The sequence below is a fragment of the Thermogemmatispora argillosa genome, assembly GCF_059696725.1.
Genome location: NZ_AP019377.1, coordinates 3114440 through 3128269 on the forward strand (window position 1 = coordinate 3114440; position 13830 = coordinate 3128269).

The window sequence follows — 13830 nt, forward strand, 5'->3', positions numbered from 1 at the left end:
TTCCCTAACAGACGCTTAAGGAAGGAAGAGTTGTCATGACGCAGATAGAAGCGTATATAGCAGAGCATGAGCAGCGTTTCCTGGAAGACCTCAAAGGCTGGCTGCGCATTCCCAGCATCAGCACGCTGCCCGAATACGCCGCGGAGGTGCGCCGGGCAGCCGAATACGCCGCCGCCCAGCTACGCAGCCTTGGCCTGGACAACGTACGGCTCATCGAAACGAGTGGCCACCCGCTTGTCTATGGCGAATGGCTCAAAGCGGCAGGCAAGCCCACCCTGCTTATCTATGGACATTATGATGTCCAGCCCGTTGACCCGATCGAACTCTGGCAGACGCCGCCCTTTGAGCCGACCATCCGCGGCGAAAACCTCTACTGTCGCGGGGCCTGCGACGACAAAGGACAGACGATGCTGGTCTTGAAAGCCCTGGAGACCCTCATCACCGCCGATGGCGGCCTGCCTGTCAACGTACGTGTCCTCATCGAAGGCGAAGAAGAGGCCGGCAGCGAATCCATCGAGCACTATGTACGCACCTATCCCGAGCGCCTGAGCTGTGACGCCGTCTTCATCTGCGACACCCACATGCCCGCGCCAGATCTGCCGGCCCTGATCACCGGGCTGCGGGGCATCATCTATACCGAAATCGAAGCGCGCGGAGCCGTGCGCGACCTGCACTCAGGTACCTATGGCGGCATAGCTCCCAACCCCCTCCATGCACTGGCCCTGATCATCGCCGGCCTCAAAGACGCCCGGGGACACATTCACATCCCTGGTCTCTACGAGCGCCAGCGCGAAGCGCCGCCAGAAGAACAGCGCTTCTGGCAAGCAGATCCCCTGCACCTGGCCGAAACACTGCGCCGAGAGATGGGAGTCCCCCAACTCTCCGGCGAGCCAGAATATCCACCGCTACAGCGCATCTGGGCCAGACCGACCCTCGAAGTACATGGCTTTGTCGGCGGCTTCAGCGGTGAAGGGGCCAAAACTGTCATCCCCGCCAGCGGCAAAGTCAAAATCAGCATGCGCATCCCGCCGGACCTGGGACTCACAGCTGAAGAAGTCTACCGTCTCTTCGAACGGCGCGTCAAAGAGCTGGCCCCGCCTGACGTTGAAATCAGTGTTTTCAAGATCCACGGCGGAGACGGCGTGCTTGTCCCGATCGACGCCCCAGTCATGCGAGCTGCCGCGGCAGCCCTCCAGGAGACCTACGGGCGTGAGCCGGTCTTCATTCGTGAAGGTGGCTCTATTCCCATCGCCGCCCTCTTTAGCAGTATCTTGCGGGTTCCCATCGTCCTGATGGGCTTCGGCCTGCCCGACGACAATCTGCACTCGCCAAACGAAAAATACTCACTCAAGCAATTCTTCAAAGGCATACGCACAGTCGCGCGCTTTCTGCAGCTCTACGCCCAAAGAGTCTGAACCAGTCGACTAGATGGCAATCCTTCCCTTGACGCCTCGCGACGGTGCGGGGGATGAGCCAAGAAAAGAGAAGGGAAGGCGGCGGGTCGGCAGGAAAAACGCTGCCGACAGACCACAGTCGGTGGCGCTCGCCCCGACTGCGCCGCGGGTCACCGATGCCTCAGCATAGGAACAGAGCAGGAAAGGTAGCCCTTTGTCATAAGGCTACCTTTCCTGCTCTGTAGCCTATCCGTTCCCATCTTCATTCTGTGCTGTGCTGTTCTCATCCCTGATCGGTTCTATGCTAATCCATGATCGGGCTTGAGAGGCGTTGCGACGCTGCGCAAAGAGAGCGAGCGCTTGACCTGCGAGACTCGCCTACCGCCTACCGGTGGCGGACTACCTGGCAAGTATGGCTCATACCTGAAGAGCCATGCCGGGCTGCGCCGCGCCTTGCAAGCGAGTGAAAGAAGCGGCTCCAATCTGGGGAACGGCCAGCAAACCAGCAAGCAAGAATACGAATAGCGTGCACGAACTGGGGGAGTCAGCCACGCAAGCGCTCCAAGACCGGCGGCTGACGCAGCTTAGCAAGAGCACCGGCCTCGATCTGGCGCACACGCTCGCGTGTGATCCCCAGCTCGCGGCCCACCTGCTCCAGCGGATGAGCCTGGCCGTTACCCAAGCCGAAACGCAACTGCAGTACCAGACGTTCGCGCGGCGTCAGCACCGACTCAAGCACGCGCTGGACCTCGTCCTTCAGCGTCTGCGTTGTCGCAATATCTTCTGGCGAAGCGGACTCAGTATCAGCCAGCACATCGCCTAGCTCCTGCTCCTCATCCTCGCCGACGGGCAGCTCCAACGAGACAGGCGCGCCCGGGGCCGACTGCAGCTCCAGCATGCGGATCGGGTCCAGCCCTGTGGCCTCGGCCAGCTCCTGTTCCGTCGGCTCCCGCCCCAGCTCCTGCAGCAGACGCTGACGCTCACGACGGATACGATTCAACGCCGTATTCACATAGACGGGCAGGCGGATGGTGCGCCCCTTATCAGCGACCGCACGGCTGATGGCCTGGCGAATCCACCAGGTGGCATGCGTCGAGAAGCGATGACCGCGACGCCAGTCATAGCGCTGCACGGCGCGGATCAGTCCGATGTTACCCTCCTGGATCAGATCGAGCAGGCTCAGGCCGCGCCCGACATAGCGCTTGGCAATGCTCACCACCAGGCGCAAATTGGCCAGAATAAACTGTTTCTTGGCCTCGCGGTCGCCCATCTCAATGCGCTTGGCCAGCTCGATTTCGCGCTCATGCGAGATCATGGGAACACGCCCGATCTCGCGCAGATATGCCATCACGGCATCTGATTCGCCGGTGTCTAGAGCGCTCGCCGTGCTCTCATCCGCATAATCGGCGCGGCGCCGGCGCCCACCCGAACGGCGTGTCGCACCCCCACGCGTCGCAGGCAGGGAGGGAAGAGAGAGCAGCGAGGCAGTATCTTCTAGCTCAGGCGAACCTGGCAATTGTGTTAGCTCTTCATGCATATCAGGCATCTCTTCTAACTCCAGGGCTGCTGGCTCCAGACCGCTGAGGTCCTCGTCCAGCTCAGGCTCTTCGTCCTTGCCAGGTTCCTCCTCTCCATCAACAACAGCGTCGTCGTTGTCGTCATCAAAATCTATATATTCAAGATCCTTCGTAAGCAACTGATCAAGCTGCTTCTCCAGATCTGGATTGTCTCGTGTGGGCTGGTCGTCTAAGGTAAGCGCATTTCCCGTGTCGGCACGCTCCAGGTCTATCATGTGCGCCCTCCATGAAAAGGTAGTGTCTATCTTAAGCAGCAAGATAGCGGCAGTGAGGCTGTCTGACCCTACACGCAGGGAAAGCGAGCCTTCGACCTGTGTGAGACCAGGTCTAACGCCGGGTAGGAGAAAGATGTAAGACGAGACACGTTGCTTCTACCGATAGGAACACAGTACGGCCCAGAAATATTCCAGCGCTATTCCAATTATACCCTAAAGGTTTCCTTCCGTGCCAGTCTGTGGCAGCATTGACGATATCTAGATGCTTTAGATGCAAGAGCTTATTCAAGTGCTGAAAGCTCAAAGCTTTTCAACGTTGCGATCACTATTACATACGCCTGGGGGTAGGTTAAAGTGGCAGAGAACCCGAGGAACCGGGAGCAGCGCCCGGCGAAGCGGCCCGCTCTGGCGGCTCTAACTGGGGGTGCGCCCTTGCCTCAGAAGCAGGCTCAGCATGACTTGCCCGCAGACGGCGCAGGAGCAGCAGCAAGCGATAGCTCAGCCAGGTTGCCAGCGCCAGGGCCAGCAGCAGGAGCGAGACGGTGCCCAGAATCTCGCCGACCGCCTCCCAGCTTGCGCCGAAGAGAAAGCCGAGGCTGAGCGGCAGCCCGACCCCGATCAGCTCGCCGAGCGCATCGAAGAGCAGGAACTTACGATAGGGATAACGCTCGGCTCCTGCCAGCAAAGTAATCGGCACCCCAATGGCGGAGAAGACGGTCCGCCCAAGGAAGATAGCCCAGCCCCCGCGCTTATGGAAGAGCTGCCGTGCGCGGCCGAGCGCCTGGTGTGGAATCCAATGCTGGGGCGAGTGCTCCAGGTAATCGAGCAGGCGACTTCCCCAGCGGCGCCCAAGGCTATAGCCGACGCTATCGCCGGCCACAGCGCCGCTCACCGCTAGCAGGGCCAGCAAGCCAAGATTGTAATCTCCCAGAACCGCAAAGGCGCCGGCTGCCAATAAGAGCAGGGTGATCGGGAGTGGAATACCGGCGGCACCTAGAAAGACCAGGCCCCACAGGGCCGGATAGCCATACTCCTGAAGCCAGTTCACCAGATAGGGAAGCAAGGCGCTCATAGCCGCTCTCCCTCTGCCAGTGCGAGAGGTACCCCCTGCTCTTCTGCCGTTCTGGTACTGCTCGGCGTGGGATGGTGCTGACGATAGGTCTCGATGGCCTGCTGTAAGGTGCGTATCAGGCTATCGACGGGGCGTTTGGTGCGCAGGGCCAGGGCGTGGAGCGTCAAGTGCTGCACGGCGGGAGTATCTGGTATATGCAATGCCTGATAAAGGTATGCCGCTGGCACATGGCAAAGGCGAGCCACGTAAGGAATCGTCATCCAGGGGCGGATGCTGCGCACATCTCCCGCTTTGACCAGGGCGCTCTGCTGCTGCAGGTGCTGAACAGCGTGATAGGTGGAGCTGGCAGCGTAGACCGTTGTGCTGACGGCCAGGCAGAGCAGAAGCACCAGGCCGAGGATCTTCAGTTTCAGGCTCAATATCAGGCTGCGGCCCGACATAGCATTAACAAAGGTCAGCAAGCCCGGCGCGACAGCGCCGAAGGCCGGCGGCTGGAGCCGCTTCTCTACAAGGAAATCCTGCACTTGCTCTTGACGTCACAGAAGCTCTTTTCTAGAATAGCAGAAATGAACAAGTATCTGCAACCGCTCGACGTGGCGATCAAACGTGTGGACCCGACCTTGCCGTTGCCGACCTACGCCACCGCCGGCTCGGTTGGCTTTGATCTCCTCTGCCGCCAGGATACTGAGATCGCGCCCCGCGATCTCGGTTTCATTCCGGGCAATGTCATTGTGCGCACCCCTCCGGGCTACTTGCTGCTGGTGACCCTGCGCAGCAGTACGCCGCGACGCAAGGGGCTGCTGATCCCGCATGGGGTGGGCATTATCGATCAGGACTACTGCGGCGAGGGCGATGAAGTGCTGATTCAGGTCTACAATTTCCGCGATGAGCCAGCCCTGGTCAGGCGCGGCGAGCGTATCGCTCAGGGGATTTTCGTTCCGGTGGCCCTGGCCCGCTGGCAGGAGGTGACAGCCCTTGGGCCGGGACGCGGCGGCTTCGGAAGTACGGGTGAGTGAGAGAGGCTAGCGATGCAGGACTATTATTCGATTCTGGGTGTGGCTCCAACCGCCTCACCCGAGGAGATCAGACGCGCCTATCTCCGCCTGGTACGCCGCTATCATCCCGATGCCAATCATGCTGCTGCTGTACCCGGTCTACAGAGCATGCATGAGCAACAGATGAAGCTGATTAACGAGGCGTACGAGGTGCTGGGTGACCCGCGGCGTCGCGCCGCCTACGATGTGCACCGGGCCGCTGAATTGCGGGTACGCGCTCTGCGTGAGGCTCGTCTGAAGTATCAGGCTCAGGTAGGTAATAAGCAAGGCTCTTCAACCGAAATGACCTGGCTTGAAGGGCTGGTCGGCTTCGTGCGTGAATTGAAACGGAGCCTGCGCGAGGACTAGCGGCTCAGCCCTCCCCGGGGCTGTCCATCAGCGTCGGCTGGCGCAGGCTTAAGGCAGAGCTGCCTGATGCATCCTCGGAGCTGGTCACCACGAGCTGCAAGGTGAGCAGGTGGGTGGTTCTTCTTGTTGATCACCTCTGGCCTGGCTGGCTGGCTGGTACTATGCCAATTCCCTTCACGGGTCCTGCGTGCGTGTAGGCACCTGAGCAGGCTGACGCCTGGCGTGATTGAACTCTCTTTAGACCTCAGCTTCGGCGCGTTGGCTGCCACTGCTGCCCAGCTTGGCCAGGCCTTCGGCGATCGCTGTCACCACGCCTAACTCCGCCGTTTCGCGCGCCACGCGGAGGGCGTTTTTGATAGCCTTGGCATTCGAGCGCCCGTGCGCGATGACGGCTACACCGTTGACACCCAGCAGAGGCACCCCTCCGTATTCAGCGTAGTCGAGACGCTTGAAGAGCTGCTTCAGGCTCGGTTTCAGAACTGCCGCCGCCAGGGTATTGACCGGGTTGCTGGTCATCTGGCTGCGCAGCATAGCGATCAGCGTCTCTGCCAATCCCTCGCTCAGCTTGAGCACTACGTTGCCCACGAAGCCATCGCAAACCACTACCTCAGCGGCTCCGGCAGGGATATCGCGTCCTTCGATATTGCCGATAAAGTTCAGTCCAAGCTGGGGAGCGCTCTCTTTGAGCAGGCGGTGGGCTTCCTGCACCTGCTGGTTCCCCTTAGTCTCTTCCTCACCATTGGCCAGCAGCGCCACCCGCGGGCGGTTGATGCGGAAAATCCGTTCCATATAGACGGCGCCCATCAGGGCGAACTGCTGCAGGTACTCGGGCTTGCAATCCGTATTAGCGCCCACATCGAGCACCAGGGTTGTGCCGGTGCGGGTAGGCATGACTGTGCCCAGGGCAGGCCGCTCAACGCCGGCAATGCGCTTGAGCACGAACAACGAGGCGGCCATCATCGCGCCGCTGTTGCCGGCGGAGACGGCCCCGATTACCTGACCCTCGCGCACCAGCTCCAGAGCCACCACTAGCGATGCGTTCTTTTTGCGTCGCACCGCGCTGGCCGGGTGCTCATCCATAGCGATGACCTCAGCGGTGTGGGTGATCGCCAGATCCAGGCCACGAGTATCGTAGCGGGCCAGCTCGGCGCGGATCTGGTCCTCATTGCCCACGAGCTGGACACCAATGCCGTACTCACGCGCCGCCTCCACCGCTCCCTGCACTGTGGCTGCGGGGGCATAATCACCCCCCATCGCGTCGAGCGCGACGCGGACTTTCGCCTCCATAGCCTTACTCTCCTCTCACCCTCAGTCTAGTCTGTTCTTGTCGCCCATATGAACCTTGCCGCTCCTGTTGTCCCTCGGGGCGTCCCTTCTCTTCACGGCTCGCCGATGGTCTTGCGCACTAGCTCGACCAACTCATCCAGGTTAAAGGGCTTCGACACAATCTCCACAACGCCGGCATCGCGGAAGGTCTGCTCTTCATGGGCCACGTTGGGATAGGCCGTCACGATGATTACGGGAATCTTCTTCTCCAGCCACATTTCCATCAGCTTCAACTCATCCCGTCCGTCCAGATAGGGCATCATGATATCGAGCAGAATCAGATCGGGGTCATGCTCGCGTACGGCGTCGTAGAAGCGTAGGCTTTGGGTCGTCATGTGAGTCTCGTAGCCCTCGTCTGCGAGCGCCTCGGTCAGGAGATCGGCGATGGTGGGGTCGTCATCCATAATCAAGATCTTTTTGGCCATGTGACCAACAGCCCCCTCGTCTCTCTTCTCATCGTAATACAGTAACTACAACAGTCTCCTTTGTGCCGCGGTCAATGTCATGCTCTCGCTCTCGGCAGGGAGCAAACTGAGCTGCCTGGTCCAGCGCTAGAGCAAGTACCTTTGACTGTCTGAGTGAACTGGATAGTAGATGCTCGTATAATTATAGCACTCTGCCACTGTCTTTAGACGTGCCAGCGAGAGTTTTCGCTCCCTCAATAGGACCTTCTGTCTGAGGGCTCTGCGACTGCCCTGCCTTGGCGCTGACCACGGGCTGAATGGCCTTCTCGGTATAGGCGGCCGCTCAGGTAGCTGCGGCCTGGCTAGCCGCGCGCTGATTGGCTGGCGTCCCTGTTTGGGCTTTAGGAAAGGAGCGCTTCCAGAGCGCTGCTGCTTTGAGCCATCAGCTCCTGCGTCTCAGTAATAATGGCCAGCAGCAGGCGATAGCGCTCATATTCGACTGGAGATAGCTCCCGTCCGAGGCGCTCCTGAAGCCAGCGCGCGCAGATCTGGTAATGTCCAATGCGAAAATGCCAGCACGCGGCTGGCAGGCCCTCCAGAGCCTGGCGCGCGTTCAACCAGAGGCGTCCATCTGGGGTGTAGTGCACACAGTCGATCTGGAGAGGCGTCGCCTGAGCCGGTGGGAGGACATAGGCCGAGGGACGGGGCAGGCCTGTTTGCAGGTGCAGTTTGAGCAGGCGGCTGCCGATGCGATAGAGCAGGCGAAAGCCGGTGCGGTGCGTTGGCAGGGGGCAGCGCGGGAAGTCACTGCTGAGCTGCTCGCTGTAGCGTTGGCGATAGATTGGCGCGTGAAGCACGGCATAGAGATAGGCTAGCACGGCTTCCGGTCCGAAGCTGGTGAGCAGATCGCCGCTGCCCCACGGGACAAAGCGCAAATTGAGACTGCGCGCCAGCCTTGTAATGAAGGCTGGTGCCAGGTTAGGATGCGCCGTTTCTCCGTTCCCTTGCTTATCCCGGTCCTCGCCCTCGAAAAGGTAGAGGGGGAACACGTAGGCACATTCGCGCGTCGCGCTTGAGAGCAGGCACATGTCGGTGAGAGTCCTGCTGACAAAGACGTGCTGGAAGCTGTCTTGACTGAGCTGACGCGTCGTGACAAGCAGGATATTAGGTCGCAGGGCGTGGCGCATCAGCGCGAAGCGGTGGTCGCCGGCTTCGATGGCCGGGGGCCAGTAGGCGATCCGGCGCGTGTCGAAGGGGCGATAGGCGTAGTCGTGATAGAGTTGCTGAGGTGGCAGCCCCAGGAGCTGGCGCAGGAGCCGGGCCTTGTGCTGCGGCGTGCCCCGGCGGCTGGCATCGGGGGCCATTGCCGCTCCTGGGGCCTGCTCCTGGCCGTGCCTGGCCACATAGGCAGCAATCTGCTGGGCGATAGCTTCATCGGAGAAGCCAACCAGGACGGCATCGAGATGGGTTTTGATGCCTGTGCCATAGAGCGGGAAGATCTCGGCCAGAGAAGGATAGCGTTCCCATTCGGCTTGATGAGCCAGGGTGCGTGGCACGAAGAAATAGAAGCGAGGTTGGGGCTGCAAGCGCTGCCAGGGCGTGGTTACCAGGTCCCTGCTCTCCAGATAGGCGTATTTCTCGCTGCGGCTCCCACGCAGGGCGGCGTAGTAGACAGTCGCTCGTCGGAGGGCCGTCCTCGGGCGCTGATCCGTGTCTCGGCGCCTGACAAAAAGGCCGATTGCCACCCCCTGGCGGATGGGGAAGACATTGTCATCAGGGGCCGTCGGCTCACGCGCAAGCGTCCGCTGGCTGTTGCCATGCAGGTCAAGCAGGTAGATTTCGTCAAAGCTGGCGAGCAGGCTTTCGCGCATGCGGCGATGGGTCAGGCCATCAAGATACGTGTGGCTGGTGATAAAAGCCAGCAGGCCGCACCCCGCCTGCTCAATGTGCCATTGGCCACAGCGAATAAATTTGATAAAGTCGTCATCGAGGTTCAGCTTGCGTTCGCCCAGGTCACGCTTGTAATCCTGGAGGAGCAGGCGCAGCCAGGGGTAGCGCGTGGGGCGTCCGAAGTTGCCGTAGGGAGGGTTGCCGATGAGTACAGGCAGGCCCGTGCGCGCTGGCTCGCGGGCCAGCCAGAGCAGGCCATCGCCGAGCACGAGGCCCAGGCGGCCCGGCTGCGGGCGCGGGTCGTAACCACAGGCGGCCAGTTTCAGACTCAGGCTTAGGTGGGCCACCAGCCAGGGCGCCGGTAGCAATTCGTACCCGCGCAAATAGGGCAAAAGTTGCTCAGTCACGAAGCGCTGCCAGCGGTCCGGCTCCGCTTGCTGGATGAATTGGCTATACAGGAACTCGATCAGTCCGCTGAGGAATGCGCCGCTGCCGACTGCCGGATCAACGACCTCGAAGCGTCCCAGCTCGCTCAGACCGTGGCGCAGGGCAAACGCTTGTTTGAGGAGGAGGTCGACGCTGCGCACCATATACGAAACTACCGGCGCCGGTGTGGCGTAGATGCTCGCGGCCCGGCGCAAATCAGGGCGGTAGTGACGCAGAAACTGCTCATAGCAGTAGATGAGCGGCTCTTGCTGCAGAGTCTGCATGGCCGGCGCGATGGCGGACCTTGCGGGCTGCCCGCGGGCTGGCAGGAGAGGGAGCGCCACGCTCAGCTCTTGCAGCTCAGCGATGGTTTCGGTCAGCGCCGTGGTCAGGAGCGCCTGCTTGAAAGGCGACTGCAGCGCTGGCGGCAGCCAGGTTAAGACATCAGTCAGCTCGCTCTTCCTGTCATCCTCCGGTCCGCGCTCCCAGAGGACCCCGCTTCTCACCAGAGCGGCGGTCAGAGCGAGGCAGCAGAGACCCTGCGTATAGAGATCAGCGCTCTCCTCTGGTGGCAGGTCTGGCCCGACCACTTCACTGAGCGCTTCCCAGGCGCCCGCCCGTACGGCTCGCTCGCAGAGGGGGCGCACACGCGTGACAGCTAGTGTGGCAAGCTGCTTGGCCAGGCGATTACACTGGCGCACGATCGCTGGCTGGCGCCGATAGACGCGCGCAGGAACGGCAGCCGGCGCCGATGCTGATGGCGGAGACTGCGATGGCATGGCTCTCCTCTTCCACTCCTAACTCACGAAAGCGAGATACATGCGTGGGACTGAGCCGGCAGACCTGGGCGCTAATGGCTGAGCTTGTCAGACCGCCAGGTGCCTGCCCTGGCTTGCCCCTAGATATATTTATATTTGATATTTGTAGGCTGTTCTGAATTATAGAACGGCCTTGCATTTAGCTTCAGGGCATGGCTGCGCAAAATCTGTGGAGGGGAGGGCCGCAGTGAGGAAGGGAGGGAAAATGAAAGGCACCTTGCAGCTCGCTCCTCTCGGCGATACAATGAATAGGTAACGCTCGCAGGAATGGCGCTCGCTGTCTCTGATAGGCCTCGTGAGCTGGAAATGGCTGGCCTGGCGGACCAGGCTGAGGTGACGGCTCGGCGTGACCACCGAGGTTCTGGATCGATCGAGCGAGACGACGCGCAGAGAAGCGTCTTGCGGGAGGAAGGCGTGAGCCAGGAGGACCCCATAAGCAGGCAGGGCGAGCTGCCGGACGATCTATTAGCGCGCATTGCTCTCGCGGAGCGACGTCGCCGCGAGCGCCTCTCTCAGAGTACCGCCTATCTCCCCTACGTACGGACAGGCGGAGAGCGCCTCGTCGCTTATCTCTGCCTCGCTCTAGAGGCCAGCGCATTGGCCGCCTGGCTCCAGGTACTCGCTGAGAGCCATCTTTTTGAGAGCGCCCTGCCGCTCGTGCCGCTCTGGGTGCCCTTTCCGCTCGGCGCGGCGGTGCTCTGGCTCACTCGTTTCTTCGAGCAGCGTCAGGCACGCAGCGCACCGCCGCTCGACGAATTTGATCGTCCTGGCGCGCCACTGCCTGGCAGGGTCCTCATTATGGGCTTGTTGATCGCCAGTACCCTCTGTCTGGGCTGGCTCAACAACTATGCGGCAGCCTTTCCCCTCTATCAACCTGCCTGGCTGCTTGCATTGGGCGGCGATCTACTGGCCCTGCGTCCCGCTGCCTATCGCGCTGTTGCCATTCTCTGCTGTGTGGTGCTACTGACCTGGCGAGGGGCCAGGCGGGCCCGTCAGGAGCCGGAGCCAGCCACAGTGCGTCGGGCCGTCAGCGGGAGTGGCCTGCTGATCCTGCTGGCCATGCTCGTCCACCTCGGTTCCGGCGAAGAGACTGATCAGGCTCTGACCAACGCGAGCACGCTGGTTTTCTTCCTGCTCATCCCAGTCTTTATCTATTGTGCGCTCTTGGCGCAGACCCTGGCCCAGGCTATCGCTGAGCGCCGCCTCCATCCTTTCGGTCTGGAAGGAAGCATCAAGGAACAGGAGCGCGCTATTCTGCTCCTCTTCCTTGGTCTCGGTCTGCTTATGGCGCTTCTTGGCCTGGCGGTGGCTATCCTGGCAGGGGCCAGTCTCTTCGAGACGCTGCGTCGCGCGCTGGCCCTGCTCTTGATCCCCTATGATTGGCTCGTGCGCGGCCTGGCCCAACTCATCGTCTGGTTGCTCACCCCGGTGGTCTGGCTGCTGCAGGTGCTGCATTTTCAGAGCAGAGGGCTGATCATCCATCCGCTGCGGGGACCGGGCCAGCCTGGCCTGCGACCAGCGGGCGAGAGCACGAGTCTGCCTCCGGGCTTGCTCCTGACCAGCCGCATTCTGGTGCTGCTGGTGATTCTGCTGATGGCCATCGGCTGTCTCCGGCTGGTCAGCAAGGCCCTACGTCAGCGGCGTGTGCGCCTCTATAAACGGCAGGAACTTGAGGAGTACCACGAGAGCCTGTGGTCCGGCTCGCTCTTCTGGCAGCAAGTACGAACATTGCTCAGCACTCTGCTGAGCGGGCCGGGGCGCCTTCTCCGGCGCTGGTGCCTGGCAGCCACAGCGCTGGCGCGCCGAACGCAGGCGGCGACGCTGCAACAGCCGATACGCGGCAGCCTGGAGAACATGCGCGCCATCTACCGGGCTTTGCTGGACGAAGCCCGGCGGCAAGGCTACCCACGCCGGCAAAGCGAGACCGCCCTGGAATATCGGCGGCGCCTGGAACATGAGACGCCTCTAGCTGATCCGCGCCTGGTTCCGCTGACAGGGGCCTATCTGGCGGCGCGCTATGGTCGGAGCGAGCCTGATGCCCCCCGCTTGGGCTGGCTGCGCGCGACCTGGCTGGAGCTGCAGGAACGCTGGCGCCGGAGAAGGCGCCAGGCCGCTCCTGGACCTCTCTCGCGCGAACCGCGAAAGGCCTGACGGAGAGAGCAGGGAAGACCGGCTAATTAGTTAGTCAGTCAGGTGTGGCAGGGACCAGGTGCCGGCCAGCCAGCCATACGGGAGATGAGCGCGGGGCGTTCGCCGGCTGGCTGGTTGACGGGGCAGTGCAGCGCAGCGCAACGCAACGGAACACAGTGCAACAAAAAAAGCCTGAAGGGGAGGCACCCTTCAGGCTTCCGAAGTAACCACCCTCACCACGTTGCGCCGATCCGTGTCGAGCAAGTAGTAGTAGTGAGATGACGGAGAACTGCCCAGAGAGACGTGCCACCCTGCCACGTTACCTGACCCCAGGAGTCCCGTTTCTCTACTATCCCCCACCACACGTGTGCCTCGCGCCCGCGGAACCGTTCTCTGAAGCTCGTTACGCCTACATAATAGCGCGCTCACATGAGAATCGCATGAACGCGGGCGGCATGAAGGTGAAAGAATGTTCATCTTTCTGCCATGAGGGGGAGCGTGAACGATTACAGTTTGTTCATCTTCTCCCAGTCGCGAGTGAAGCGCTGAATGGCCTCCTCGCTAAGGGGGTCGCTGATCAAATCGAGCAACACCTGAGGAGGAGCGGTCAAATCATGGGCGCCGGCCAGGAGAGCGCGAGCGGCCTCCTCAGGCGTCTTGATACTTGCCACGAGCACGCGCGTAGTGGCAGGCTCTTGCGAGCGGCAGAGAGAAGCCATCTGAGCGATGCGTGCCGCGGCATCGATGCCGGAGCGCTCCAGGCGGTTGTAGTAGGGAATGACGAAATCGGCACGCACCTGGAGAGCGCAATAAGTCTGAGGCACCGTCGTGACAGCGGTGAAAGCCAGCGCATAGCCCTGGCCGCTCAGGCGGCGTGCCACGCGCATTCCCACCTGATTCATAGGGATCTTGGGAATGACGCGCTCGGGGGCCATCTCGATGTAGCTGAGAGCCTCGCGATACATCTCCTCTTCATCGCTGGCGCCCGGCTGCATGAAGACATGCCCGCTCAGCGCCTCTAGCAGCGCCTCCAGCACCTGCTGTGGCGAGAGGCGTTGACCGCGCTCGCGGGCGGCCAGCAGCAGCGTTGGATTGGTGGTCACGCCGGCCAAAGGTACCGTGCGGGCCACGTTCGTGATATCATCTATAAAAGCAGTATCAACGTAGAGGGCCAT

General features: G+C 61.6%; 12 protein-coding genes. 5 read left to right on the plus strand and 7 right to left on the minus strand.

Annotated features, from left to right (window positions below):
* Positions 1-35: 35 nt before the first annotated feature.
* A complete protein-coding gene (locus AC6H1L_RS12140; RefSeq protein WP_497597760.1) occupies positions 36-1415 on the plus strand; it encodes a dipeptidase in 1380 nt (459 codons plus the stop codon).
* 339 nt (positions 1416-1754) lie between these two features.
* A complete protein-coding gene (locus tag AC6H1L_RS12145) occupies positions 1755-1919 on the plus strand; it encodes a hypothetical protein (RefSeq protein ID WP_497597761.1) in 165 nt (54 codons plus the stop codon).
* 19 nt (positions 1920-1938) lie between these two features.
* Here AC6H1L_RS12145 and AC6H1L_RS12150 read toward each other — a convergent pair whose 3' ends face one another.
* The 3 genes from AC6H1L_RS12150 to AC6H1L_RS12160 all read right to left on the minus strand — a co-directional run bounded on the left by AC6H1L_RS12150 (position 1939) and on the right by AC6H1L_RS12160 (position 4782).
* Positions 1939-3186: a sigma-70 family RNA polymerase sigma factor gene (locus AC6H1L_RS12150; protein ID WP_497597762.1), complete on the minus strand. Its 1248-nt coding sequence runs from the start codon at positions 3184-3186 to the stop codon at positions 1939-1941.
* 349 nt (positions 3187-3535) lie between these two features.
* Complete coding sequence (locus AC6H1L_RS12155; RefSeq protein ID WP_497597763.1) at positions 3536-4258, minus strand: DedA family protein; 723 nt, start codon at positions 4256-4258, stop codon at positions 3536-3538.
* Positions 4255-4782: a hypothetical protein gene (locus AC6H1L_RS12160; RefSeq protein ID WP_497597764.1), complete on the minus strand. Its 528-nt coding sequence runs from the start codon at positions 4780-4782 to the stop codon at positions 4255-4257. The genes AC6H1L_RS12155 and AC6H1L_RS12160 overlap by 4 nt, the downstream gene beginning before the upstream one ends.
* Positions 4783-4851: 69 nt before the next feature.
* Here AC6H1L_RS12160 and AC6H1L_RS12165 point away from each other — a divergent pair, with 69 nt between their 5' ends.
* The gene (locus AC6H1L_RS12165) at positions 4852-5274 is read left to right on the plus strand and encodes a dUTP diphosphatase (RefSeq protein WP_497597765.1); all 423 of its coding nucleotides are present in this window, start codon (positions 4852-4854) and stop codon (positions 5272-5274) included.
* 12 nt (positions 5275-5286) lie between these two features.
* Entirely contained in the window at positions 5287-5661 is a 375-nt protein-coding gene (locus AC6H1L_RS12170; RefSeq protein ID WP_497597766.1) for a J domain-containing protein, read from the plus strand.
* A 237-nt stretch (positions 5662-5898) separates the two neighbouring features.
* Here AC6H1L_RS12170 and plsX read toward each other — a convergent pair whose 3' ends face one another.
* The 3 genes from plsX to AC6H1L_RS12185 all read right to left on the minus strand — a co-directional run bounded on the left by plsX (position 5899) and on the right by AC6H1L_RS12185 (position 10486).
* Positions 5899-6948, minus strand: a complete 1050-nt coding sequence (plsX, locus tag AC6H1L_RS12175) for a phosphate acyltransferase PlsX (RefSeq protein WP_497597767.1) — start codon at positions 6946-6948, stop codon at positions 5899-5901.
* Positions 6949-7040: 92 nt separating this feature from the next.
* Positions 7041-7412 carry a response regulator gene (locus AC6H1L_RS12180; protein WP_069805377.1) on the minus strand — a complete coding sequence of 124 codons (372 nt, stop codon included), beginning with the start codon at positions 7410-7412 and terminating at the stop codon, positions 7041-7043.
* A 380-nt stretch (positions 7413-7792) separates the two neighbouring features.
* Entirely contained in the window at positions 7793-10486 is a 2694-nt protein-coding gene (locus AC6H1L_RS12185) for a type ISP restriction/modification enzyme (RefSeq protein WP_497597768.1), read from the minus strand.
* 453 nt (positions 10487-10939) lie between these two features.
* Between AC6H1L_RS12185 and AC6H1L_RS12190 the strand changes: the two genes are divergently transcribed.
* Entirely contained in the window at positions 10940-12676 is a 1737-nt protein-coding gene (locus AC6H1L_RS12190) for a DUF4129 domain-containing protein (RefSeq protein ID WP_497597769.1), read from the plus strand.
* Positions 12677-13161: 485 nt separating this feature from the next.
* Here AC6H1L_RS12190 and AC6H1L_RS12195 read toward each other — a convergent pair whose 3' ends face one another.
* Positions 13162-13830: a transaldolase family protein gene (locus AC6H1L_RS12195; protein WP_497597770.1), complete on the minus strand. Its 669-nt coding sequence runs from the start codon at positions 13828-13830 to the stop codon at positions 13162-13164.

Bases quoted from the DNA above. Each gene is read 5' to 3' on its own strand.
- AC6H1L_RS12155 (WP_497597763.1), bottom strand. From the start codon at position 4,258: ATGAGCGCCTTGCTTCCCTATCTGGTGAACTGGCTTCAGGAGTATGGC.
- AC6H1L_RS12170 (WP_497597766.1), top strand. From the start codon at position 5,287: ATGCAGGACTATTATTCGATTCTGGGTGTGGCTCCAACCGCCTCACCC.
- AC6H1L_RS12195 (WP_497597770.1), bottom strand. From the start codon at position 13,830: ATGGCCCTCTACGTTGATACTGCTTTTATAGATGATATCACGAACGTG.
- AC6H1L_RS12180 (WP_069805377.1), bottom strand. From the start codon at position 7,412: ATGGCCAAAAAGATCTTGATTATGGATGACGACCCCACCATCGCCGAT.
- AC6H1L_RS12150 (WP_497597762.1), bottom strand. From the start codon at position 3,186: ATGATAGACCTGGAGCGTGCCGACACGGGAAATGCGCTTACCTTAGAC.
- AC6H1L_RS12140 (WP_497597760.1), top strand. From the start codon at position 36: ATGACGCAGATAGAAGCGTATATAGCAGAGCATGAGCAGCGTTTCCTG.
- plsX (WP_497597767.1), bottom strand. From the start codon at position 6,948: ATGGAGGCGAAAGTCCGCGTCGCGCTCGACGCGATGGGGGGTGATTAT.
- AC6H1L_RS12185 (WP_497597768.1), bottom strand. From the start codon at position 10,486: ATGCCATCGCAGTCTCCGCCATCAGCATCGGCGCCGGCTGCCGTTCCT.